Origin of the sequence: Mesorhizobium sp. M4B.F.Ca.ET.214.01.1.1 (assembly GCF_004791545.1) — a bacterium.
Lineage (GTDB): Bacteria > Pseudomonadota > Alphaproteobacteria > Rhizobiales > Rhizobiaceae > Mesorhizobium > Mesorhizobium abyssinicae.
Window position 1 is genome coordinate 48,487 of the sequence record NZ_SRUX01000002.1, and the last position, 22,430, is coordinate 70,916.

Here is a 22,430-nt window from a genome sequence, read left to right on the forward strand (position 1 = left end):
GAGCCAGTCCCGCATGACAAGGGTTGCGCGGTATCTGTCTCTATCGCTTTTACAACTCTCCACTTTACAAAGGGTGCAAGGGGCTAGAGCGCCCGATTCGATTCCTCCATCGCCCGCACCGCCTTGGGCGAGGATCGCCCGATGAAATCGCTGGTCGCCTCGGCTCCGAGCGGCCGTCCCAGGAAATTACCCTGCAGGCAATCGCAATTCTCCTTGGTCAGCCACCGTGCCTGTGCCGACGTCTCAACCCCTTCGGCGGTGACGCTTATTCCCAAGCCGTGCGCCAGATTGATGATCGATCGCACGATCGTCTGGCTTTTGAGATCCGTTTCCAGGTCCGCGATGAAGTATTGGTCTATCTTCAAAGTGTCGAAGGGAAAGTTCTTAAGGTAGCTCAATGACGAATAGTACGTCCCAAAATCGTCAAGCGAAATGCGTATTCCCAATACGTTCAACGTGTTCAACGTGTCGATATTGTCGATCGTCTTCTCGAGAAGAACCGTTTCGGTTATTTCCAGCTCTAGTCTGTCGGCGCGGATTCCTACTTCGTCGATGATCTGGGCGACCGTGTCCGTCAGCGAACCGCTAAGGAACTGAGCCGGCGACAGGTTGACCGCGACTGTCAGCGCAGAGGGCCACGTCAGTGCCTGGCGACAGGCTTGCTCGAGCACCCACCGCCCGATCTCATCCATCAAACCATCGGCTTCGGCGATCGGGATGAACACGCCGGGCGGAATGATCCCGATCTCGGGGTGCCGCCACCGCAACAGCGCTTCGAAACCGACCACCGACGAACGGGCCCGAATGAGCGGCTGATACTCCAGATAAAGCTCGTTCCGCTCCAGCGCGGTTCGAAGGCTGCGCCTCAGGTTTTCGCGTTGCTCGAGCAGGAGCAGCATCGAACGGTTGAACGTTCGAGCGCAGCCGCGTCCATCCGTCTTGGCTGCGTAAAGAGCAATGTCGGCGGCTTTCATCAGTTGCTCGCCATCGGCCCCGTGCTCCGGCCCGAAAGCAATTCCGATACTCGAGCCGACGAAGACAGAAATGCCGTTGATGACGAACGGGTCCTTGAACGCATTGACCAGCAATCCGGCGAGGCGCTCGGCTTCGGCCGGCTGCTCCTTGCCCAATTGGATGACAGCGAACTCATCGCCGGCATAGCGGTAGGCGGATTCGCCGTCCTGCAGCGCGTCGCGGATGCGACCTGCCGCGAGTTGAAGAAGCGTGTCGCCGGCTCCATGGCCGAGCGTGTCGTTGACCGCTTTGAAATCGTCCAGGTCGATCTGCAGCAGGGCGGCTTTCGGCTTTGGTCCGCCAACGGTCGTCAGCGCCTGCTGCAGGCGCTCGCCGAATCGCCGCCGATTTTGCAGTCCGGTCAGCACGTCGTGCGTCGCCTGGTGGAGCAGAATCACATGCTCCTGCTCGTCCGCTGCGCTGCGCCCACCGCGCTCTCGTGATTCGACGATTCCCACACCATTTGCGGTGCCGAAGACGAAAACGGATCGGGGTGCTTCGCCCGACGATCGCGGCAGGTCGATGCTTGCCGCAGAGCCGCCCTGGAACACCCGAAGAAATTCGTCGCGACACCTGGAATCGAGGAAGCCCGGGTAGATCTCCCAAATGGCGGCGCCCAGCGCCACCGCGCCGCCATACAGGCCTTTGAGGCTGGTGGCGTAGTGCGTCAGGCGGAAGTCGCGATCATAGAACGACAGCAGCTCGGTCGTGTTCGCCAAAAGGTCAGCGAGAAGCGGTTCGCCGGCACGTGGAACATCGCTCGAGGAAGGGCCCTCGCTCTGCGTGCCGACGCCTGATGCCTCTGGGCGCAAGAGCCACCTCCATAGGCGGTGCGAGTTCGCGTCCCCCAGTTTAGAAATAGCATAACTATCAAACTTGGCAAACTTTCAGCGCGCCGTATCAACAAGCGTCGCGTGCGGCGCAATTGCGATGAATGCTCGGTTGTGAAGGGTAGCAAGTTATCGATAACGATGAACAGTCACAGTTCGTTAATAAATCGAAATTGGCGGGAATTCAGCTATATGACTGATGCCGTGGTGGAAGCGATTCGAAATATTGTATCCCATGAGGCGGAGCAGCTCCCTGCCCAGGCAAGCCGGTTTTGAGCCCGGAGTCAGCTTCCAAGCGCCTTCAGCCACCCTTCAAAGGACGAGACCCTGTCGTGCTCGGCAAGCGGGACAGAGTGGGCGGGGCGCGGCGGCACCGCGGAACTTCGGACTTCGCGGGGGCTGTAACCGAATTCCTTGCTGAATGCCCGGCTGAAATTGGCCGCTGAACTGAACCCGACGGCTTCCGCAATATCGACAATGCGCCGGCGGTCCGCCGGATCGCCAAGCGCGACATGGGCTGCCAGGAGCCGGCGACTTTGTATGTAGTGGAGGACACCACCGCTCGGTTCGAACAGCTGATAGAGACGGGAGCGCGAGACGCCGAGCGCACGGCACATTGAATCCGGTGTCAGATGGGCCGCATCCAGATTGTTTTGGACGTATCGGCGGGCGCGCTCCATCAACGCCACGCTGACCAATTGTTCGGCAGCCGCGGCATGTTCCGCCGGGGGCGAAAGGCAAGCAATGATCATGCTGCGCGTCGCATGCACGATGCGGGGCAGATCGTCAGCCGTGAGACTGTGCAACCTTGCTTCGATGCTGTTGAGATAATCGAGCAAGAGGTCGGCAAAGTTGCCAGACAGGACTGAATTGTTCTTCGCATCCAGGGTTGCCCTTGCGTCGGCGAACAAGTCACGCGGCAGATAGACGAAGAGACTTTCGGATTCCGTTGTCCTGCCGCGAAACGGGTAGCCAAGCGATCTGATCTCCAACTTGCCCGGCTGGTTTTCCGCAACACGGCGATCGACCTCGGTCCACGATCGGCCAGTACGTGGCAAGGCGATATACCAGTGATCGATAGAACTGGACCGGAGCTTCGCGGCGGAGCGCATGTAGCTATACGCCGGCGTGCGCTGTTGAACGATCAGCATGCGGCCGAAGTTCCAAGCCGTATGGTCGGCAGGAAAGCCATCGTCGGCCGATTTGTCGTCCGGCAGCTTGACCTCGACAAGCGGTGCCATATGCGCCTGCCAGGCGGCGAACTGCTGCTCCGGCGCCAGTTCGCGCGTTGAAAATGGCAAAGGGTCGAGCGCCGGCGCAAGTGACGGTGCAACCTCGTTGTGAGGTTGCGCTTCGCGCGGCCACCGACGTCGATCACGCTCCGGCGCTTGCCTCGCGCGCGCCTCGCCGTGCTTCTTAGCATCCATCGCAGGGTACCTATCCGAATCCGGTATACCCATGCGCCCACGTCAATCATGTGGTGTACCACAGGCACTTGGCAAGACTGGCGGAACTGAAGTCCACAGAAGCGGCCATCATCACGCTGGATGTCAGCAAGAAATGCATTCCGAGATAAGTTTATGGATGTGACGATAACGACACTCCTCACCCCGGTGCGTATAAAATCTGGCATCGTGAAAGCGTAGTTGAGGAGACCACGAGATGAACGCAAAGCTCAAAGCGGAGGCTCGCCGCAAAATCATTCTTGATGGGTACTTTAACAATGAACCCTTGAAAGATATTGCTGCCAGGATCGGATGCTCACTGGCGAGTTTGAAGGTCAGCGCCAGCAAACTCGGCTGCACCAGGACTCCAAAGGAGGCCGCCGCATTTCGGCGCGGCTTTCGTGTCCCCGAAGAAAAACGGCGAGATTACTATCAGCTGATGATCGCCGGGCAGTACAAGGCTCGCGAATGCGCGCAGATCTTGGGCCTGTTGACGATGCAGCTGCCGGGCCCTGAGTAGTCGAATGGCAATACTGTCGACGATATTGTTACTCGGGCGTTCCATCGCCTCGGCGGTTCCCCGGTAAAAAGCCCGCTGCAACCACGTGCGGCGGGCCCTGAAAGGTTCGCAAAATGCCGCGCCGGCGTTTCAATGGCACCTGCTTCAGCCCCCACGATCTGGCAATCTGCGAGCGCGTGTTCGATCAGATCTGCGCGGATGAGCATCTCGACCCCTTGGGGCCGGACGCCGAAATTCTGGCTGAGATGGTTGTGGCCATTTTTCGAAATGCTCACACCAGCGAGCGCGACCTGCTGGAGGCAGTCAGGTCTCGACGGAACAAAGTCGCGGGAACCGCGCATTAGGGAGGAAGAAGGCAGTAGGGAGTAGGCAGTAGGCAGTAGGGAGTACGGCGAGAGCGTTCAGGACTATCTTCTCACTGCCCTATTCCCTGTTCCCTGTTCCCTATTCCCTATTCCCCATTCCCTATTCCTTACTGCCTCACCAGCGCCGCGCGGAATTCCTTCGTACTGTTGCGATTGGGATAGGCCTCGTCAGGCACGGCAACGCCGAGATGGGCGCAGAGCGGCTCCCAGCCGTCGCCGAGGCGGTGGACCAGCAGGCGCTCGCGCGGCACCGTCGCCATGACGGCGGCGACATTGGCCTCATAGACGGCGATCGCATGCGCGCGGTCATGCGGCCTGCCGCCGAACACTCGGGCAGCGACCAAAGTGCGGCCGAGCGCATCCTGGTCCTGGGTCTGGCCGATGCCGACGAGGATGGTCTTCTCGAAACTCTCCCACCAGCTTTCCGGTGAACGCCAGGTGAGGATGACGCGGACGTCAGGATAGATGTTGATCAGCTCGGGCCAATAATGCGCCGATGGCCAGTCCACGCAGGAATTGTAGCCCGAGAACAGCGCGCTCCAGTCGGGCGCCGCTCCTTTTGCCAGCGCGCGCCACAGCCGCTTCTGCTCGCCGTCGGCCATCACTTCGGACATGTGATGGCAGGTGCCGAAGCCGAGGATTGTCAGCGCCTCGCGCATCGAATCCGTTCCCGTCCGGCCAAAGCCCGTGCCGATGACCTTGATCGACATGCCACCCTCCCCCATCGCCACTCAGGTGCCGGCGACCATCATGCGCAGCCGGTTGCCCTCGGGATCGGCGCAGTCCAGCGCGCCGCCCGCCTCGCCGAAGGGCACGCCCGCCTGGCCGAGCCGCTCCGCCACGGCGGCAAGCTCATCGGCTGCGTCGAGCACGACCGTGAAACGCTGCAGCCCCGCCGCGTCCGCTGGCGGTTCCCTCAATTCATCGCGGGCCCAGATGTTGAACGCAACCATGTGCGGGCGCCGGTCGGTGCCGCAGTCGAACAGGCCGAAGGCCCTCGACTGGATATGCGGCCGGAAGCCGAGCACGCCCACATAGAACGCCATCAGTGTTTCGGGAGAACGGGCGCGCATATGGATATGGCCGATGAAGGCATTCGCCGGCAACCTTGCCTCAACATGACCGGAATTGCCGAGATCGCGCAGCAGGGCGCCGACATTCAGCGGCTCGAGGCCGGAATGGGCGCTGCCGTCCGTGGCGATCAGGGTGACGCGGCCATCCGGCGCCTCCTGCCTGTCGGCGAGGCGCTCCGGTGTGTCGAAGCAGATCTCGATGCCGTTGCCGGAAGGATCGGAGACGTAAAGCGATTCCGAAATCAGATGATCCTGGGCGCTGTATCTGAGGCCGGAGGCCTTGAGCCTGGCGGCGGCATGCGCGAGGTCGCGGCGCGTCGTGACGTGGATGGCGACATGGAAGAGACCGCGCCCCTTTTGCGGCAGCGCGACCTCTGCGCCTTCATGCAGCACAATAAGCGCCTTGCCGTCGACCCCAAGCCCGGCCACCGCGTCATCCTCCCCAAGCAGCGACAGCCCGACCGCATCGCGCCAGACGGGCAAGGCCGCCGTAATGTCGATCACCCTGAGATGAACCGGCCCGAGATGGGTGGCGCCTGCCAGCAGTCCGTCGCTCATGCCGGAATATTAGCGGCGAATGATATGGCTGTCAGCAAAGCTGGCACGGGGACGCGGTGAGCTGCGGAAAGTTCGGTGGTCCATTCGATCCCCTGTGGCCTTCCGGCGGAAAACGAACAAGAATGGCATGCCGCCACGCCGCACGATGGCGGCCATAAATGCAGGAGGAGATGCGAATGGACGAGCCCGATCGCTGGCGCAACATGGCGAGCGCGCCGAGGGATGGCAGCCGGATCCTGGTCACGGTGCGGCCGACCGAACAGGGACCGGCCGAGGTCGACATGGCCTATTGGTCGCGCGCCGACCAGCATGGCGAAGAAGGCTGGCGCTCCTCCGACTCCCAGCCGGGCCGCGTGGTCGAATATGCCGAACCGGAATTGAAATGCTGGATGCCGCTGCCCACGGCAGGCCGGGGCTCGATGCCGAGCCCCTGGGAGGGGGAGGACGTGTCGCTGCTGGACGGCTCGGGGATTTAGCGCCAGTCTCCCCCCTTGAGGGGGAGATGTCGCCGAAGGCGACAGAGGGGGGTCGCCGCGCGTGGAGCGCCAGCCTGATCCGCCGCAGGAGGTAGAGCCCAGTCGAACCGACCCCCTCCGCCCTGCCGGGCATCTCCCCCGCAAGGGAGGAGATTGGCAGCTTCAACGCCCTACCCCACCTCCACCATTACCTCTCCCGCCTCGACCTTCGCCGGATAGGTCCTGAGATTTATGCAAGGCGGCAGGCGCTTGGCCGCGCCGGTGCGGTAGTCGAAGGCGCCGGCATGTTTCGGGCATTCCACCTCGTAGTCCATGACCAGGCCGTCGGCGATGTGCACCGCCTCGTGCGTGCACAGCCCGTCGGTGCAGAACACTTCGTTGTCGGGCGAGCGGAAGACGGCGTAGGTGCGGCCGCCATGGTCGAAGCGCCGCGCGCCTTCCTGTTCGATGTCGTCGAGGCCGCAGGCCCTGATCCAGCTGGTCATTCTTCTTTCCCTGTCGATTTCGGTCGAGCCTCCGGGACGGCCGTAACGACCGCCCGGAGGGCTTGGTCGTAGGATCAGTTCTTGTTGAGGTACTCGGCGGCGTTGGCCGGGGTGACCAGCTCGAACGGCACGTAGACGACGCGGTCGACCTTCTCGCCCTTGGCGAGCGCGAGCGCGGCATCGACACCGCCGCCGCCCTGCCCGTTGGCGTTCTGGAACACCGTCACCGCAAGGTCGCCCGCCTTCATCGCCTGGAGGCCGTCCTGCGTGGCGTCGATGCCGCCGACGACGACGTTCTTCATGTCGATGCCGTTGGCCTTCAGCGCCAGGATGGCGCCGATGGCGGATTCGTCATTGTTGGCGATGACGGCATCCGGCGCCTGGCCGGCGGTCAGCCAGTTGGTCATCAGGTTCTGCGCATTGTCGCGCGACCACTCGGAGGACTGCTTGTCGGTCACCTTGATGAAATTGCACATGTCGGTCGAAAAGACCTGCTCGACATCCTTGGTGCGCTGCAGCGCTGCCTGGTGCACCAGGCTGCCCATGACGATGTAGGCGGTGGCGCCCGATGACTTGCCCTTGGCGCGCAGCATCTTGCAGACTTCGAAGGCCTCCAGCGTGCCGGACTCGACCTCGTTCGAGCCGACATAGACCTGCTTCTCCGGGAGGTTCGCCATGTCGGTCGGTTCGAGGTTGACGAAGACCAGCGGAATGCCGGCCTTGGCGGCCTCCTCGCTCAGCGACTTCGAGGCGTTGGTGTCGACCAGGGTGACGATGATGGCGTCGACGCCGCTGGCGATGAAGTTCTTCACCTGATCGAGCTGCTTGGCGACGTCGTTCTGCGCGTCCTCGACCTGGATGTCGGCGCCCTTTTCCTTGGCGCGGGCCTGCATGCCGTTCTTCAGCAGCGTCTGGAAGTTGTTGTCGAAATTGACGATCGAGACGCCGATCTTGGCGGCGAAGGCGGTTGCCGGCATCGCCATCAGCGCGGCAAGCGCGGTCGAGATCAGAAGTTTCTTCACGGGTTTCCTCCCTTTGCAGATGGGTGCCGGTTCACCCGCTTTGTCTCCGGCCCTTTCGGGATAGGGTTCACTGGGCTGTCATTTGGCGGCGGCGTTGGCGCGCGCCTTCTTCTTCTCGTAGCGGGCCTGCATGCGGGCCTCGCCGTCCTTGCTGCCGTCGTGGAAGGTGCCGAGCCAGCGGTCGAACGGGATCAGGCCGTCGCCGTAGTTCACCTCGAAATATTTGTGGTGCAGGTAGTGGATGTAGGCGTGGCTATCGACGCTCGCGTCCTCGGTCAGTTCCACCTTGTCGAAGCCGACATGGCCGGGAATGGCGCCGAAGCCGGCATAGTGGAGCTGGTAGAGCGCGAGCAGCGGGTTGGACGGGATGATCAAGTGCCAGAAGGCGACGCCGAGATAGCCGAGCTGCTCCACCGGGTGCATCGACAGCGACGACCAGGGCGACGGGTTGACCGAATTGTGGTGCACCGAATGCACCCATTTGTAGAGCGGCCCCCAGTGGATCGTCCGGTGCAGCAGGAAGAAATGCGTCTCGTGGATGATCGGCACCACCAGCGCCAGCAGGAACAGGTAGAGCGGGTGCTCGGCGAAGCTCAGCCACGGCACGTAGCCATTGGCGTAGGCATGGAGGATGGCGACCTCGATCGCCGTCCAGATCGGCATGCCGGTGCCGAAGGTGCGCAGCATGTTGTCGAGGTTCTGGTTCTCGAAGAAAAAGGCCTTGCTCTTCTGCTCCGACGGCCATTTGCCGTTGTATTTGAAGCGGTTGCCCTGGGCTCTCAAAATGTAGAGTCGAAGTTCGAAGACGCCGAAGAAGACGAGCAGCGCTGCGCAGTTGACGACGAACAGCCAAAGGATCCAGCCGACGGAAAACGTCTTCATCACCTCGACGTCGGGCAGCACGAAGCGCCACCACGCCACCGCCGACAGCGCGAACAGCACATTGTAGGGCAGAAAGTAACTCGGCAGCCATTTCAGCACCGCCAGCGGCCGCGGGGGGTAGGCGAAGAGCGGCGCGGTGCCGGCCGGCTCGTTCGGCGCCCAGTCGCCTCGCTTGTTGCGCGTGCCGTATTGCAAGTCGTCCATGGCTGACCTCACAGGGCCCCGGTTTCACAAAGATTGAGAGAGGGTGAGGAAGCGGTCGTAGGCGGCATCGTCCATGTCGACCTGGTGCTTCGCCTCGGGATAGGCGCCGGCCGCCACGTCGCGGCCGAAGGCGCGGAAGGCAGCAATACGCTTTTCCTGCAGCTCGGCCTCCAGCGTGACGAAGTCGGCGTAGCGCTTGGCGTGGCGCGGATAGTGGCCAGCATGGGTGCCGAGCACATCGCAGGAGAACAGATATTGCGTGTCGCAGGCCGTACCGCAGCCCATGCCCATGGTGGTCAGCGGGGTGGCGCGCGTGATGTGGTCGGCGAGCCTGACCGGCACCACCTCGACCTCGACGCAGGCCGCGCCCGCATTCTCGATGTCCTTTACCGCGCGCAGCACTTTGAAGGCTTCGTCCGCGGTGCGCCCGACAGCGCGGAAATTCGTCCAGGTGGCGCGGTTCGGCACCAGGCCGACATGGCCGGTGACCGGGATGCCCTCCGCCGCCATGGCCTCGATGAAGCGCGGCGAATGCGAGCAATAGACCGCATCGGCGCCGCGCTTCATCATGGCGAAGCCCAGCCGCACCGCCTCATCGGGCGAGGCGACCGCGCCGTGCGGCATGCCGACGGAGAGGAAGGCGAAGGGTGCCGCCTGGCGGATCAATTCCAGATTGTGGTCGGGCTCACAGGACAGGATGACGATGTCGCAGGCTACCGCGGCGGCCGCCTCGGCCGGCGTGTCGACATGCAGTTGCAGCCATTTGCGGCCGCCCTTCTGGCTTTGCAGGTCGCTGACTGTCAGCCGTCTCGTCACAAATGCATCCTCCCGTTCGCGGGCGGACGATCGCAGGTAGGAAAGAGCCCCCTCACCCGGATTGCCTGCCGATCTGTGAAGGACAGATCGTAGCCATCCGACCTCTTCCCGAAGGAAGAGGGAGATCCTCGGTGCCGCCGCCCGCCTCTTCTCCGAAACGGCAAAAGGTGCAGGTGAAGCGGCCGGATGAGGGGGCGAACTTCACATGCCATCGCCCTTCCGTTCACGGGCGAGTTAGCACCGCGACGGCGGCGAAAGCTCCCGGTTCCTTGATCAAATCAGATCAAAGGTTCTCGGCGGTGAAGGTGACGAAGCGGATCGGCGGATTGTCGACCGGCAGGTCGTGCAGGTTCAGCGCCGCGAGCACAAGGTCTATGGCGCGGCGCGCCTGAGCTTCGGGCGACTGGTCGAGCACGACGTCCATCGTGCCCTCGCGCAAGGCGCGCGTGCTGCGCTCGGTCAGTTCGTGACCGACGAAGAAGATGTCGCGGCCCCTCGAGTGGCGGCGCAGCACCTCGTTCAGCGCCGTGTTGGCGCCGCCGGCATTGTAGAGGCCGGCAAGGTCCGGCCAGCGCTTCAGTGCCTCGTGCAATTGTTCGGCGTTGCGGTCGCCATCGTCATGGCCGAACAGCGCCGCGACCGGCTCGAACTCAACGCCAGCCTCGATCAGATAGTCGAAGAAGCCGCGCACGCGGTCGCGGTGGACGCGGTAGATCTGGCTGTGGCAGATGGCGACGACCTTGCCCGGCCGGCGCTGCATGCGTGCCATCAGCAGGCCGGCCATGCGGCCGGCGGCGTAATTGTCGATGCCGACATAGGTGCTTTTGGTGCCGGATATCTGGGTGACGATCTGCACCGTCGGGATCCTTTCGCCCTCGAGCTGGCGAAGCGCGGCGCTGACCAGCGGATGGTCCGGCACGGCGAGGATCAGACCGGCGCGGCGCATCTCCGGATCGAGGATGCGCGCGGCGATCTCGGCCGGGTTGGCCTCGTCGAGGAAGGTGCGGTGGACGGCAATGGTGCGGTCGAGCGTGGCGGCGATGCGCTCGAAGGCGCGCGAGAGCCTGGCGAAGAAAGTCGCGTCCGGCCTGACCAGGATCACCTCGATGCGGATGACGCCGCGATGCGCCTCGGGCAGACGGCGCGGATAGTCGAGCGAGCGCGCCGCCGCCACCACCTTCTCGACGGTCTCAGGGCGCACCCCGCCTCTGCCGTTCAGCACGCGCTCGACGGTCGCCGTGCCGACGCCGGCACGGCGGGCGATCTCGAGGAAGGTAGGCTTTGGAATGGGCGGACTCCTGGATGTGTAACGACGGAACCTAGTCCTTCTCCCCGTGCCGGAGAAGGTGCCTCCCCATCAGCGAATGCTAATTGACAGCCAAGTGGAAACGGCGCTGATTGGTGCTCGCATAGATCGCACCAGACGGGCGATTTCGACCCGCCGGGCGCCACCTTGGGAGGGTCCGCAATGCCAACGATCATCGGCCATCACAACATCACGAAAGGCGCCAAGCACTGGCTCACGTCGCCGAAGCGCAAGGAGATTTTCGGCGCGCTCGGAATCACCAACATCCGCACCTTCGTCGATCCGCAGAACCCGAACCGGGTGGCGCTGATGATGGACGTTCCGGACATGGACAAGCTGGCGGCCCTGATGCAGAGCAAGGCAGCCGCCGATGCCATGGAATTCGACGGCGTGGTACCGGAATCGCTGGTGATCCTGGTGGAAGAAAAGGGATAGCCGGCTCGCGTCCTGGGTTCGGGCGGCTCAACCAACCAGGCTGGATAAGCGAGATAGGTCCGGCGTAGCCGCATATGGCGCCGGACGCCTTTCGGTCGAAAACGAGCCGAAACAAGCAATCATATGCTAGCCTTGCCAGCCATCAAACGGACGGGGGAATAGAAATGCTGGAAACCGACAAGGTGTTCGCCGGCTCTGTTCCGGAAAACTACGACCGCCATATGGTGCCGTTGATCTTCGAGCCCTACGCAGTGGATCTCGCGCGACGGGCGGCGGCGCTGTCGCCCGGCGCCGTCCTGGAGACCGCAGCCGGCACCGGGGTCGTCACCCGCGCGCTGGCGCCAAAACTGCCGGTCGGCGCAAGCTATGTCGTGACCGACCTCAACCAGCCGATGCTCGACTATGCCGCCGCGCGGCAAGGCCCCGACAGCCGCATCCAATGGCGCCAGGCGGATGCGCTGGCGCTGCCGTTCGAGGACGCGGCCTTCGATCTCGTCTGTTGTCAGTTCGGCGCGATGTTCTTTCCCGACCGCACGGCCGGCTATCGCGAAGCAAGGCGCGTCCTGAAGCCCGGAGGACGCTTTTTGTTCAACGTGTGGGATCGCATCGAGGAGAATGTCTTTGCGCATGACGTGACGAATGCGCTTGCCAAAATCTTTCCCAACGATCCGCCGCGCTTCCTGGCGCGCACGCCGCACGGCTACCACGACAAGGACCTGATCCGCAGAGACGTCGAGGCCGCGGGGTTCTCACATGTGGCGATCGAGACGATAGCCGAACAAAGCCGCGCATCCTCGCCGCGCGTTCCGGCCGTCGCCTATTGCCAGGGAACGCTGCTGCGCAACGAGATCGAGGCCAGAGACGCGGGAAAACTGCAAGCCGCGACCGACCATGCCGAAGCCGTGATCAAGGACAGACACGGAAGCGGCGCGGTCGCCGCCAAGATCCAGGCGCATGTGATCGTGGCGATGGCGTAGCGATAGGCCAATCGCCAACGGTGCAGAAAAGGCGCCTTCGGCGAAGCGCTAATCTCCCCACGATGGGGGAGATCAGCTGTTTCAACGCCTCAGAACAAAAACGCCGCCGTCGCCGGATCCGGCCCGGTGCGGCCGTCTTGTGAGTCCATGCCGCGGATGGTCTCAAGGTCCCTGCCATCGAGCGCGAAATCGAAGACGTCGAAATTGGCGGCGATGCGGTCCTGGTGGTTCGACTTCGGAATGACGATCAGCCCCTCCTGCAGGTGCCAGCGGATGATCACCTGCGCCACCGACTTGCCGTGCTTCTCGGCGATTGCCCCGAGCGTCGGATCGGCAAGCAGCCGGCCGCTGCCCAGCGGGCTCCAGCTCTCGATCTTGATGTCGTGCCTGGCGTGAAAATCACGCTTGTCGCGCTGCTGGAAGCGAGGGTGCAGCTCGATCTGGTTGACGGTCGGCGTAACGCCGGTCTCGCCGATGATGCGCTCCAGATGGTCCTGGTTGAAGTTCGACACGCCGACCGATTTTATCCGGCCGGCCTTCCGCAATTCGACCAGCGTCTTCCAGGCTTCGACATACTTGCCCTGGCTCGGCACTGGCCAGTGGATGAGGAAGAGATCGATCTGGTCGATGCCGAGCTTTTGCATCGTGTCGTCGAAAGCGCGCAGCGCGGCATCGCGCTGGTGCGCACCGTTGCGCAGCTTGGATGTGATGAACAACTCGGCCCTCGGCACGCCAGCCGCGCGGATCGCCTCGCCGACGCCTTCCTCGTTGCGGTAGCCCTCGGCGGTGTCGATCAGCCGGTAGCCGGCCTCGATCCCCCAGCGCACGACCTTGGCGGTGGTGCCCGGGTCGACCTGCCAGACGCCCAGACCGATTTGGGGGATGGCGGAGCCGTCGTTCAATGTCAGCCGTTCAGGCATGCGTATGTCCTTCTGCAATCATGTTTGCCCCGCGCCCTATCTAGGCTGCGCTCCCGGCAATGCGAGTCGATGACACGTTTGTGTATTTGCGGAACGGTCGGCGGCTAAGCGCACACGGCCCATTTCGACCGCACTGGAACTTTTTGCATGGCTAATGTTTTCTTAACCACGAACTCGCAGTCTCGATGGGGCGCGTTGCAATGGCCTTGCGAAAACGTCTGCGTGGGAGGCGTCATGCCAATTCGTCGAAAAGCTCAGGACGCTGGTATTTTCGATCCGTCCGAACTGGCTTTGCTGGCACGGATCTTCGAACGGCTGAAACATGAAAGCGATGCCGCCGATCGTCTCGAAGGTCTGGCGTCGCGCATCCTTGCCAATTACATGGCCGGCATCACCGACGAGGAAGAACTTCTCTCGCTGTCGAGGCAACCGCTGGGTCGATAGGCCGATCGCGGCGCGCCCGACTATCGGGGCACCTTCGACGCCTTCGTCGCCCCGAACCGCAACCCATCCATCAAGAGCTTGACCAGCCGCCCCGACCGGTCGCGCCAGTCGGGCGTGTTGGGGGCGGAGTAGATGCCGCCGAGCGCATGCAGCACGTCGGAGGCATCGACGTCGGCGCGGATCGTGCCGGCGGCGGCGGCCGCTTCGACCAACCGTTTGAGCGCCTGAGAGACGCGGCCGGAGGTGTCGGAGAACAGCGTCGAATTGGTGGTGAGCAGGATGCGCAGGCTGGTCGCCAGGCCGCGCTTGGTGGCGATGTAGTCGACGAAACGCTGCATCCAGAGCTCCAGCGCGACATCGGCCGGGTGATCGCGGGCCAGCTCTTCCGCCGCCAGGCAGAGCGCCTCCACCTCGCGGCGGTAGACGATTTCGACCAGATGCTCGCGGGTCGGGAAATGGCGGTAGAGCGTGCCGATGCCGACCTCTGCCTGGCGAGCGATCTCCTCCAGCGAAGCATCGACGCCGTCGGTCGCAAAAGCCTGCGCCGCCACCTCGACAAGCTTGTCGCGGTTGCGCTGGGCGTCAGCGCGCAGCGGTTTTGGCGCTGGCGTGGCGGGCTTCTCGTCGGCGGTAGCTAGCGGCCTTTCAGCCAATTTTGTCTCCACGGGTCGATTGGGGCTTGAACCGTGGCCGGTCAGCCCCCACGTAAATAAACGGAGGCGCCTCCGTTTTAGTGGAGCACCTTTATCATATAATCAGGGGGACCGGTATGTCACGTGTTCGAGAGGAGCAAAATTCGGTTGCCCGCTGGACGACGGAACTGCCGATCTCCCCCTCATCAGGGAGATGGCCGGCAGGCCAGAGGGGGGCGTTGTCCCGCCGACGTCGCAGCCCGCGACAAACGCGTTCGCATTTCAGGTTTCCTCTCAAGGACGTAGCCCCAATCGCCGCGTTCCTTCGCGCCCCCCTCTGCCCTGCCGGGCATCTCCCCCACAAGGTGGGAGATTAGCAGCTTCCACGCCTTGCCCCTCGCCTCCCAAGCCCCATTTCCATCCGCCTAGCGTCCAGCAATTGGAGCCCGACGCCCTCATGAATGACCAATCGACCATCAGCCCCACCACCCTCTCCATCCATCTCACCATCAACGGCCGCGACCACGCGCTCGACATCGAGCCGCGCGTCACCCTGCTCGACGCGCTGCGCGATCGTCTCCATCTCACCGGCACCAAGAAGGGGTGCGACCAGGGCCAGTGCGGCGCCTGCACCGTGCATGTCGACGGCGAGCGCGTGCTGGCCTGCCTGACGCTCGCCGCGCAAGTCGCGGGCCGTTCCGTCACCACCATCGAAGGACTGGCGGGCGAAGACGGCACGCTCAACGCCGTCCAGGCAGCCTTCCTCGAGCAGGACGCCTTCCAGTGCGGCTATTGCACGCCCGGCCAGATCATGTCGGCGGTGGCCTGCATCCGCGAAGGCCATGCCGGCTCCGACGAAGAAATCCGCGAATACATGGCCGGCAATCTCTGCCGCTGCGGCGCTTATCCGCACATCGTCGCCGCCGTTCGCCATGCAGCAGAGGGGCTCCGCTCATGAGAGACTTTTCCTACCTTCGCGCCGACAGCGTGGAAGCTGCACGCAACGCCGCCGCCCTTCCCGGCGCCATGCTGCTCGCCGGCGGCACGACGCTGGTCGACCTCGCCAAATGCGGCGTCGCCGAACCTTCCGCTGTCATCGACATCAGCCATATCAAGGGGCTCGACGCCATCGATGTCAGCGCCGGCCGCGCCGTGATCGGCGCGCTGGCGAAAATGAGCCATGTCGCCGACCATGCCGAGATCAAGGGCCGCTTCCCGGCCGTCTCGGAAGCGCTGTGGCAGGCAGCCTCGGCGCAGCTGCGCAACATGGCGAGCATCGGCGGCAATCTGATGCAGCGCACGCGCTGCCCCTATTTCCGCGATCCCGCCAACTTCCCGGCCTGCAACAAGCGCGCGCCCGGCAGCGGCTGCTCGGCGATCGGCGGGGTGACGCGCGGCCATGCCGTGCTCGGCACCAGCGAGGCCTGCATAGCCACCTATCCGGGCGATCTCGCCATCGCGCTCGTTGCCTTCGACGCCGAGGTTCATCTCGGCGAGAGGCGGCTCAAGGTCGAGGACTTCTTCCTGGCGCCGGGCGCCACGGCCGAACGTGAGCACGACATCCGCCCCGGCGAGGTGATCACGGCCATCGAGATCCCCGGCTCGGCCGCAGCCAGGCGCTCGACCTATCTCAAGGTCCGCGACCGCCAGTCCTATGAGTTCGCGGCGGCGAGTGCCGCCGTCGGGCTGGAACTCGAAGGCGACGGCCGCACCATCCGCGACATCCGCATCGCGCTCGGCGGCGTCGCCACGAAACCGTGGCGTGCGCGTGCAGTCGAAGACGCGCTCAAAGGCAAGACGTTCGACGAGGCCACAGTCCGCAAGGCCAGCGAACTCACCATGGAGGGCGCCGTCGACCATGGCGCCAACCACTACAAGATCGAGCTCGCGCCGCGCGTCGTCGCCAGAGCCATCCTCAAATTGGGAGAGACGGCATGACCGTTCATGAGATGAAACATGCCGCGTCCGACGGCGCGCGCCTCGAAGCGGTCGGCGGGCGGCTGTCGCGCGTCGACGGCCCGGCCAAGATCACCGGCGCGGCCCACTACGCCGTCGAGCAGCAACTCGAAGGGCTGGCGCATGCGGTGATGGTGGAAAGCACCGTCGCCGCCGGCACGGTCCTTTCGATCGACACGCGCGCGGCCGAGACCGCGCCCGGCGTGCTGCTAGTGCTGACGCCGGACACCATCATACCGCTAAGGACGGCGTCGGACTGGTTCGGCACGCCACCGCCCAACGTCCCCTATTGCCCGCTCGCCCGCGTGGTCACCTATTCCGGCCAGCATGTCGCTGCGGTGGTGGCCGAGACCTTCGAGCAGGCAGTCGCGGCCGCCGCCCTTGTCAAGGTGACCTATGACGAGACGCCGGCCATCGTCGACCTTAGCGACCCCAAGGCGGGCGACGGCATCCCGATCGAGGCGATGACCAAGGAGTGGGGCGACGCCCAAGCCGCCTTTGCCGCTTCGCCGGTGCGCGTCTGCGCCGCCTACAACACGCCGCGCGAGTTCCAGGCGGCGATGGAACCTCATGGGCTGATCGCGCGCTGGCAGGGCGAGGCGCTCACCATCTGGGAGCCCAGCCAGTGGCTCGACGGCATGGCGCGCACCTATGCCGAATGGTTCGCGATCCCGTTCGAGAACGTGCGGCTGGTCTCGCCCTATATTGGCGGCGGCTTCGGCTCGAAGGCGCTCGCCTTGGCGCACAGCGCGGTAGCGGCGGCCTCGGCAAAGATGTTGGGACGGCCGGTCAAGCTGATGCTGACCCGGCCGCAGAATTTTACCTCCTATGGCGGCCGCGCCGCGACAAGGCAGACCGTGGCGATCGGCGCCGATCGCGATGGCAAGATCCAGTCGATCGTGCATCGCGGCGTCAACGAGACGGCGGTCGACGGCATGTGGGTCGAGCCACTCGGCTCCGTTACCTCGATCATGTACGCCACGCCCAATTTCTCCTCGAAGCAGAATGTCGTGCGGGTCAACACCGTGGTGCCGGGCGCCAAACGGGCGCCGGGCGAAAACCCCAGTGCCTTCGGCATCGAAAGCGCGATCGACGAGCTCGCCTATGAGCTCGGTATCGATCCGCTGGAGATCCGGCTGCGCAATTACGCCGAGGAAGACCCGCACGCCAGGAAGGCATGGTCGACACGCCAGTTGCGCGAGGCCTTCGCGGCCGGCGCGGAAGCCTTCGGCTGGGCGAAGCGTTCGCCCGCGCCGCGCTCGATGCGCGACGGCCATCACCTGATCGGCTGGGGCGTCGCGGCCGGCACCTATCCGGTGCGGCGCGCCCATGGCGAGGCGGTGGTGAACATCCTCGCCGACGGTTCGGTCGAGGTCGAAAGCTCCTCCATCGACATGGGCCAGGGCACCTATACTATCCTGGCGCAGACGGCGGCCGAGACGCTAGGCGTGCCGGTGGAACAGGTGTCGGTGAAGCTGGGAGATTCCCACTTCGCTCGCGCCGGCGTTGCAGGTGGCTCCAGGCTTGCCGGTGTCATGACCGGCGCCGTCTACAAGGCGGCCAGCCAGGCGCTCGACGAGCTGATCGGGCTGGCGATCGCCGATCCGCGCTCGCCCTTCCATGCGCTGCAGGCGAACACGCTGGTGGTCAGGGACGGCCGCATCGCCTCGCCGCGCGGCGAAGGGCCGGAGCTGTCGATCGCCGAGCTATTGTCCGCCGTCGGTCGCGAGAAGATCGAGGCCAAGGGCGACACCATGCCGGCGACCACGACAGCGGAGGAGCGCTACAAGAACTACACCACCATCGCCATGTCGATCCCACACACCGAGGGCGACTATTCGCGCCATTCCTGGTGCGCGCATTTCGTCGAGGTCCGCGTCGACGAGGATTTCGGCACGGTGCGGGTGTCGCGCGTGGTGTCGGCGCTGGATTCAGGCCGGCTCTACAACCCGAAGCTGGCGGAAAGCCAGTGGAAGGGCGGCATCATCATGGGCATCGGCCAGGCGCTGCTGGAAGAAGGCTTGGTCGACCGCCGCCACGGCCGCATCGTCAACGGCAACCTCGCCGACTACATGATCCCGACCAATGCCGACATTCCGGATATCCAGACGATCTCGGTCGGCATTCCCGACCCGCATTCGTCAGCGCTCGGCGGCAAGGGCGTCGGCGAGCTCGGCATCGTCGGCGTCGCGCCGGCGATCGCCAACGCGGTGTTCCATGCGACGGGGAAGCGGGTAAGGGATTTGCCGATCACGCTGGAAAAATTGATCTGAGGCTGGCGCGAGCCCCTGCCCTGCCGGGCATCTCCCCCTCAAGGGGGGAGATTGGCGGTTTCAGCGCCGGCGCGCACCCTCGCAGCGTTCGAAATTGGCGAAGGCGGCGGAGCGAATAAACTCCCCCCTTGAGGGGGAGATGGCCGGCAGGCCAGAGGGGGGTGCTGTCCCGCCAGCGTTTCAGCAAATCACAGCTTCACATAGCGAGATCAGGCACTCGCCAGCAAGTTCGCATCCCGCGCTAGCCGCCAGCGTCCGTCGCCTTCCTTGCGCAGTAGCGTGAGCGTGTAGCCGGAGCGCCGCACCGGCTCGCCGCCCGGTGGCGGCGCCGTCATGTCGATGCGGTTGCGGATATAGGCCCAGTCGCCGAGCAGCTTGAGTTCGACGATCTCGCTCGAGCCATCGATCTTCTCGCCCATGCCTTTGAAGGCAGGCAGCGAAGGCTGCCTTGCCGAACGGTTCCTTGGCGGGAACCATGAAGATGACGTCGTCGGTCATCAGCGAGAGCACGGTCTCCAGATCGCCTTGCGGCTTGCCGCCATCCAGGTCTCGACCACCTGCCGGATCGCGCTTTCGTCGTCGGTCATTGGGTTGTCTCCCTAATGCATCCGTGAGTAGGTGGTGCACCTGTTGCCAATGGCAATGAGCGCCTGCGGGGGGTGATGGCCGCGAGGCCGGAGGGGGCGCGAAGGATCGCGGCAATATTCCAGCTTGTGTTCGTCGCCCCAGGCTGATGCCGGGGCGCTTCAAGTTCGAGCGCTCCCCCGCGGCGGAAACGCCCGGCGCGGGGGGGTGTTCGGCGGATCAGAACTTGTAGCTGAGTCCGACCCGAATATCGTGAGTCTGGAGATCGACGTGCGTTTCGGTGGTAAAGCCATTCACCGCCGAGAGAGCCTTGCTGCCGAAGTCGGAGTAGCGATATTCGACCCGAGCGATCCACCTGTCGGAGAGGGCGTGCTCAACGCCGCCTCCAACCGTCCAGCCAACATGCGTCTCTTCACGATATGGCTGGTCACCGCCGAAGCCGCCGGTGGTCACGAGCACTTGATACCTGGCCGCGGCCACGCCGGCAGTGATGTAGGGCAAGGTCCGGTCGTAGGCGTAACCAGCCCGCAGCCGCGCAGAGCCTGACCATTTGACCTCGCCCTTGACCAAGGCGCCACCGCCGCTGCCGAAGGCCGTCTGTCCATCCACGGCAGTGTACATCAGGTCGGCTTCGGCGCCGAGTACGAAGCGGCTGGCCATTTCACGATTGAGGCCGATATGGATGCCCCCTATGAAGCCGTTCGGATCGATAGGACTGTTGAGATCGCCGCCGCCGCTGGTAACCAGGTGGTCAGAGCTTCCGACTGCGTAACCGACGTCGACGCCGGCATAGGAGCCAGACCAGTCGTAGGCAGCCTGCCCCTCATTGGTGTCCGCCGCTGATGCCAGGCCGGCAGGCGCGAGGATGAAGGCTGTCGCGAGAAGAATCGGTTTCATCGTGTCTGCTGCCTCATAATGTTGCGCCCTCCGTTTCGGAAAGGCCGCAGAGGGGCTCCGTTCGGTTCTGCAGATCAGAACTTGTAGCTGAGGCCGACCCGTAAATTGTGCGTCTTGAGATCGACGTTCGAAACCGTGCCAGGACCAAAAAGCGGCACCGAGAGATCCTTTTTACCGAAGTCGGCGTAGCGATATTCGACGCTGGCGATCCACTTGTCAGTGAAGGCGTGGTCAACGCCAGCTCCAACCGTCCAGCCAAGATGGGTTTCGTCGTGGACTGGTATTGTACCGCCGGGGCCGTTGGTGATCACGCTCACTTCATACTTGGCGGCGGCCACGCCGGCAGTGATGTAGGGCAAGGTCCGATCGAAAGCATAGCCAGCCCGCAGCCGCGCCGAACCCGACCACTTGAGTTCGGTGTTGAGCAGCGCGCCGGCGCCTGCGAAGGTGCTCACCCTATCTACATTGCTGTATGCGAGGTCGGCCTCGGCGCCGAGCACGAAGCGGTTCGCCATTTCCTGGTTGACGCCGATATGGACGCCGCCAACAAAGCCGGTCGGATCGAGGGGCGCGTTGACGTCGGTGCCCCCAAGGCCAGCGCCGGCAATGAAGAGATTGGATTTTCCGGCTGCATAACCGACGTCGACGCCGGCATAGAGGCCGGACCAGTCGTAGGCGGCGGCAACGGGCGAGGTTTCATTGATGTCCGCCGCGCATGCCATGCCGACAGGCGCGAGGATGAAGGCTGCCGCGAGAAGAATGGTTTTCATTGTCAGTCTGATGCCCCAGAAATGCTACGTTCCCCGCCGCCGAAATGCTTCGCGGGGATTCAGCTGTTGTCGACGTCCCGGTGTTGCATTGTCGGGCGGCGCGCGTCTTGGGCTGGGCCGCACTGGAATTGTCCTGGAACGCACCCCGTCACTTTCCGAACCAGTGTGGCAGATCAGCCGCAGCCGGCCGGCTACGTCGATTCGGGACCTGCGAGAGGGGCGCCCATGTCCGAAATGAGTTTGACGAGATCGGCCTGGCGCCGCGTGCCGGTCTTGGCAAAGATCCGGTTGAGGTGGGTCTTCAGGGTATTCTCGCCGATGCCGAGCGCAACCGCGCTCCTGGGGGCGGACAAACCGCTGCCGATCCTGAGCAGGACCCGCGCCTCCGCTGGCGTCAGGTCGAACAGCGTGGTGAGAACGGCTTCCGGCAATGGCGAGGCGGACGTCGTCGTCGACACGAAGACGGCGGCACAGGCGGGCCGGAAAGCCGCGCGCGCGGTGCCTTCGGTCAACGGCAACACATAAGCAACGGCGGGCGGCTGTCCCGGCGCCGAAATGGGCAGGCCGATGCCGCGCGAACCAAGCGAGGCATCCGCGCGCGCGGCACTGGCGATCGCTTCCTGCAGGGCAAGAGCCACCGCCGGATTCTGCGCCTGCAGGAGGCCATTCCTCGAACGAATGGGACCTTCCACCGAAAGCATCTGCTGGGCAGCCTCATTGGCATGCAGGATTGCCCCACTGGCGCCAGTAAGCACGACAGGCACGGCCAGATGGTCGAGCGCCTGACGATAGAGACTGGCAGTCACGCGGGCCTGATCGAGCAGGTCGCCAATCAGGGACGCACGGCGCAGATGCGGCGACAGCAAGGCCATGAAACGCTGCTCCTCGACGGATATGATCCCCCTGCCGGCCCGCGTGGTGCAACCCATGAGGCCGATCCGGTCCGGTGTGTGAACGAATTTGATGATGCAGCCTTCGCGCAATCCCTGCGGCTTGGCCCAATTCTGATAAAACGGCGTCTGCTGGAGTTCGGCTTCGCTGATATGCGATAGCGTCGCGACGGGCGTGTCGATATCGCCGACGACCGCCGCCTTCAGCCCTGGAATTGCGTCAAAGTCATAATCCTCCTGCAGCACGCGCATCCGCTCGGGATCCCAGGGCGACCGAGCGGCGAAGCGACCGTGATTGTCGGCAGTGCTGGCAAGCGCGATGGTGCTGTACGCCGCATCCATGGTTTCGGTGATCCGGATCATGACCCCGGTCCAGCCGTCCGGATTCAGCACGCAATCGTAGATATCGCCGACAATCGAACCCAGAATTTCGCTGCTCAGCCTTTCCACCGTTTCTCCTGCACCCCAGCATGCCCGCCATGATGGACGGCGGGCAAAGAATGAAACCAGCAACATTTTGACGGCGGCTCGGCGCAAGGACGCCGATCCGCCTGGAGGATTTTGCTGGCGTCATACTTTCGGGTGACGCCAAGCGTAATTGGGCTCGATTAAGGGGTTCAGTCGGCTGAACGCCAAGCCATCAATGTTGCTGGTT

General features: G+C 64.0%; 24 protein-coding genes. 9 read left to right on the forward strand and 15 right to left on the reverse strand.

Features of this window, described 5'->3' with window-relative positions; all coding sequences use genetic code 11:
• Window positions 1–83: 83 nt before the first annotated feature.
• Window positions 84–1,733 (reverse strand): bifunctional diguanylate cyclase/phosphodiesterase, encoded by a 1,650-nt coding sequence (locus EN857_RS03355; RefSeq protein WP_127391384.1) that lies wholly within the window; start codon window positions 1,731–1,733, stop codon window positions 84–86.
• A 395-nt stretch (window positions 1,734–2,128) separates the two neighbouring features.
• A complete protein-coding gene (locus EN857_RS03360) occupies window positions 2,129–3,271 on the reverse strand; it encodes an AraC family transcriptional regulator (RefSeq protein ID WP_127391385.1) in 1,143 nt (380 codons plus the stop codon).
• A 235-nt stretch (window positions 3,272–3,506) separates the two neighbouring features.
• On the opposite strand from EN857_RS03360, the gene EN857_RS03365 reads away from it, so the two are divergent.
• Window positions 3,507–3,809 (forward strand): hypothetical protein, encoded by a 303-nt coding sequence (locus tag EN857_RS03365; protein WP_127391386.1) that lies wholly within the window; start codon window positions 3,507–3,509, stop codon window positions 3,807–3,809.
• A 113-nt stretch (window positions 3,810–3,922) separates the two neighbouring features.
• The gene (locus tag EN857_RS03370) at window positions 3,923–4,153 is read left to right on the forward strand and encodes a hypothetical protein (RefSeq protein ID WP_127391387.1); all 231 of its coding nucleotides are present in this window, start codon (window positions 3,923–3,925) and stop codon (window positions 4,151–4,153) included.
• Window positions 4,154–4,281: 128 nt separating this feature from the next.
• Here EN857_RS03370 and EN857_RS03375 read toward each other — a convergent pair whose 3' ends face one another.
• Complete coding sequence (locus EN857_RS03375; RefSeq protein WP_135857988.1) at window positions 4,282–4,884, reverse strand: sulfotransferase family protein; 603 nt, start codon at window positions 4,882–4,884, stop codon at window positions 4,282–4,284.
• Window positions 4,885–4,905: 21 nt separating this feature from the next.
• Complete coding sequence (locus EN857_RS03380; protein ID WP_127391389.1) at window positions 4,906–5,805, reverse strand: VOC family protein; 900 nt, start codon at window positions 5,803–5,805, stop codon at window positions 4,906–4,908.
• Between the two features lie 176 nt (window positions 5,806–5,981).
• Here EN857_RS03380 and EN857_RS03385 point away from each other — a divergent pair, with 176 nt between their 5' ends.
• Window positions 5,982–6,281: a hypothetical protein gene (locus EN857_RS03385; RefSeq protein WP_127310928.1), complete on the forward strand. Its 300-nt coding sequence runs from the start codon at window positions 5,982–5,984 to the stop codon at window positions 6,279–6,281.
• Between the two features lie 170 nt (window positions 6,282–6,451).
• Here the strand turns inward: EN857_RS03385 and EN857_RS03390 are convergent, their stop codons facing one another.
• The 5 genes from EN857_RS03390 to EN857_RS03410 form a co-directional block, all read right to left on the reverse strand.
• Window positions 6,452–6,766, reverse strand: coding sequence for a MocE family 2Fe-2S type ferredoxin (locus EN857_RS03390; RefSeq protein WP_127286342.1), 315 nt, complete (start codon window positions 6,764–6,766; stop codon window positions 6,452–6,454).
• 74 nt (window positions 6,767–6,840) lie between these two features.
• Window positions 6,841–7,788, reverse strand: coding sequence for a substrate-binding domain-containing protein (locus EN857_RS03395; protein WP_127286341.1), 948 nt, complete (start codon window positions 7,786–7,788; stop codon window positions 6,841–6,843).
• 78 nt (window positions 7,789–7,866) lie between these two features.
• Window positions 7,867–8,874, reverse strand: a complete 1,008-nt coding sequence (locus EN857_RS03400) for a sterol desaturase family protein (protein ID WP_127391390.1) — start codon at window positions 8,872–8,874, stop codon at window positions 7,867–7,869.
• Between the two features lie 24 nt (window positions 8,875–8,898).
• The gene (locus EN857_RS03405; RefSeq protein ID WP_127391391.1) at window positions 8,899–9,690 is read right to left on the reverse strand and encodes a 3-methyl-2-oxobutanoate hydroxymethyltransferase; all 792 of its coding nucleotides are present in this window, start codon (window positions 9,688–9,690) and stop codon (window positions 8,899–8,901) included.
• 283 nt (window positions 9,691–9,973) lie between these two features.
• Entirely contained in the window at window positions 9,974–10,978 is a 1,005-nt protein-coding gene (locus tag EN857_RS03410; RefSeq protein WP_127391395.1) for a LacI family DNA-binding transcriptional regulator, read from the reverse strand.
• A 180-nt stretch (window positions 10,979–11,158) separates the two neighbouring features.
• On the opposite strand from EN857_RS03410, the gene EN857_RS03415 reads away from it, so the two are divergent.
• A complete protein-coding gene (locus EN857_RS03415) occupies window positions 11,159–11,431 on the forward strand; it encodes a hypothetical protein (RefSeq protein ID WP_127286337.1) in 273 nt (90 codons plus the stop codon).
• Between the two features lie 164 nt (window positions 11,432–11,595).
• Entirely contained in the window at window positions 11,596–12,408 is an 813-nt protein-coding gene (locus tag EN857_RS03420) for a methyltransferase domain-containing protein (protein ID WP_127393828.1), read from the forward strand.
• A gap of 89 nt (window positions 12,409–12,497) precedes the next feature.
• Here EN857_RS03420 and EN857_RS03425 read toward each other — a convergent pair whose 3' ends face one another.
• Window positions 12,498–13,328: an aldo/keto reductase gene (locus tag EN857_RS03425; protein ID WP_127393829.1), complete on the reverse strand. Its 831-nt coding sequence runs from the start codon at window positions 13,326–13,328 to the stop codon at window positions 12,498–12,500.
• A 147-nt stretch (window positions 13,329–13,475) separates the two neighbouring features.
• Here EN857_RS03425 and EN857_RS03430 point away from each other — a divergent pair, with 147 nt between their 5' ends.
• The gene (locus EN857_RS03430) at window positions 13,476–13,772 is read left to right on the forward strand and encodes a hypothetical protein (RefSeq protein ID WP_320254358.1); all 297 of its coding nucleotides are present in this window, start codon (window positions 13,476–13,478) and stop codon (window positions 13,770–13,772) included.
• A 20-nt stretch (window positions 13,773–13,792) separates the two neighbouring features.
• Here EN857_RS03430 and EN857_RS03435 read toward each other — a convergent pair whose 3' ends face one another.
• Window positions 13,793–14,425: a TetR/AcrR family transcriptional regulator gene (locus EN857_RS03435; RefSeq protein ID WP_127393830.1), complete on the reverse strand. Its 633-nt coding sequence runs from the start codon at window positions 14,423–14,425 to the stop codon at window positions 13,793–13,795.
• 436 nt (window positions 14,426–14,861) lie between these two features.
• Here EN857_RS03435 and EN857_RS03440 point away from each other — a divergent pair, with 436 nt between their 5' ends.
• From EN857_RS03440 to EN857_RS03450, 3 genes are read left to right on the forward strand one after another with little or no spacing between them, the layout of a single operon-like run.
• Window positions 14,862–15,362: a (2Fe-2S)-binding protein gene (locus EN857_RS03440; protein ID WP_187331172.1), complete on the forward strand. Its 501-nt coding sequence runs from the start codon at window positions 14,862–14,864 to the stop codon at window positions 15,360–15,362.
• Window positions 15,359–16,342 (forward strand): xanthine dehydrogenase family protein subunit M, encoded by a 984-nt coding sequence (locus EN857_RS03445; RefSeq protein WP_128346373.1) that lies wholly within the window; start codon window positions 15,359–15,361, stop codon window positions 16,340–16,342. The genes EN857_RS03440 and EN857_RS03445 overlap by 4 nt, the downstream gene beginning before the upstream one ends.
• Window positions 16,339–18,633: a xanthine dehydrogenase family protein molybdopterin-binding subunit gene (locus EN857_RS03450; RefSeq protein ID WP_128346374.1), complete on the forward strand. Its 2,295-nt coding sequence runs from the start codon at window positions 16,339–16,341 to the stop codon at window positions 18,631–18,633. Before EN857_RS03445 ends, EN857_RS03450 begins: the two co-directional genes overlap by 4 nt.
• A gap of 209 nt (window positions 18,634–18,842) precedes the next feature.
• On the opposite strand, the gene EN857_RS35465 is transcribed toward EN857_RS03450, so the two are convergent.
• From EN857_RS35465 to EN857_RS03475, 4 genes are all read right to left on the reverse strand, one after another.
• On the reverse strand, window positions 18,843–19,052 hold the full coding sequence (locus tag EN857_RS35465) for a DUF4440 domain-containing protein (RefSeq protein WP_245493453.1): 210 nt from the start codon (window positions 19,050–19,052) through the stop codon (window positions 18,843–18,845).
• Window positions 19,053–19,437: 385 nt separating this feature from the next.
• Entirely contained in the window at window positions 19,438–20,115 is a 678-nt protein-coding gene (locus EN857_RS03465; RefSeq protein WP_127287073.1) for an outer membrane protein, read from the reverse strand.
• 74 nt (window positions 20,116–20,189) lie between these two features.
• Window positions 20,190–20,885 (reverse strand): outer membrane protein, encoded by a 696-nt coding sequence (locus EN857_RS03470; RefSeq protein WP_127287074.1) that lies wholly within the window; start codon window positions 20,883–20,885, stop codon window positions 20,190–20,192.
• A gap of 191 nt (window positions 20,886–21,076) precedes the next feature.
• A complete protein-coding gene (locus EN857_RS03475) occupies window positions 21,077–22,225 on the reverse strand; it encodes a helix-turn-helix transcriptional regulator (RefSeq protein WP_127392313.1) in 1,149 nt (382 codons plus the stop codon).
• Window positions 22,226–22,430: the final 205 nt, after the last annotated feature.